This is a genomic window from Psychrobacter sp. 1U2 (genome assembly GCF_051847575.1).
Map to the genome: position 1 here is coordinate 1 of NZ_JBPYDC010000310.1, position 1,225 is coordinate 1,225.

1 protein-coding gene is annotated in these 1,225 nt (G+C 34.5%); it reads right to left on the minus strand.

The genetic code is table 11. The features are described 5' to 3' along the window. Positions 1-1,055: hypothetical protein (locus ACS8FD_RS15410; RefSeq protein ID WP_439276491.1), on the minus strand; the 1,055-nt coding region annotated here is incomplete at its 3' end. Between the last annotated feature and the right edge of the window lie 170 nt (positions 1,056-1,225).

The window sequence follows — 1,225 nt, forward strand, 5'->3', positions numbered from 1 at the left end:
TTGATTGCTTTGATATCGTTGATAGCTTGGGCATGAATCGAAATCATTAAATTATCATCCAATACGTAAGTCATCTCACGGTGCAGCTCTATCAGTATAATTGGCATGTAGAGGAAAAGAATACTTTCATTATTAGCACATAATTTTTTATCCCAACTTTCGTCCTTATGACTACGTTCTGGTGCGAATTGAAGTTTATATCGATAACCATTAAATCCGTCTTCTAAATTATCTGATTGAAATATACCCTGAATACTGGTTAATAAGATCATAAGTAGATAGAGGGCAGATTGATGGCTTAGGTCAAAATTAAACTTCTGATCTATACAATCTGCTTTATCTAGCTCGCCTAAATTTAGTTCCTTCAGCTTACAACCAAGGTAATTTACCAATGTAGATATTTCATCTTCATGGGCTATATTTACACTAGTAACTAAATTCATAGCACTTTTTCGTCGACTGTTTGATTGACCTTCCGCCCTTACCAAATCAAGATAATAGTTACTGGGAGTATTGACTGTTACTTGTTCAAAAGATTCTTTCTCGTTATCTTGACGTTCTTCATCTTCAAAAGCTTCTGTACTATTTATACCCTTAGTAAGATTAACTAAATCACTGATTGTATTGCCTGTCGTGTCATCATAATCTAATGAGCCATTAGCAACCTGATAGGTGGTACTAGTTACGCGAGTAATACCAGAGTCGTTTTTGAAATAGTTTTCTATCGGCAGGATATATTCATAAAGATATTTAGCTATACGCCCATTAAGCTCATTCTTAGCATTGCTGGAAGAGAATGATGTGCTCTTATTTAGTAACTTGTTACCATATTTTTTTATTTCTGATTCAAAGGTATCAGGAGCGCTATTTAACCATCTGGTGTAATGATCATTGTCTTGAGACTCGATAAGATGACTTTGGAGATCATTAAGACTCTCAAACTCTGTTATGTCTGGCAAAAATGGGACTAGGAATTCACGAATATTACTCGTTAAAAATCGACATTCATCAAGTGTGGTTTCAATCCTACTATCATAGTCAGTCAGCTCAACCATTTTAAGGCAGAGGAAAAAGTAAAGAGAACGAATGCTATTTATTTTTGGTAAGTCTGAACGACTGGCTAAAAAATTAATGAGGTAGAGATCTTTGAGATACTTATGACGTGTCTTTATGGTTTTTAGGAAGTTTTTCTGATCAATACCGCTTTCGTATATCTGTAGTTTCT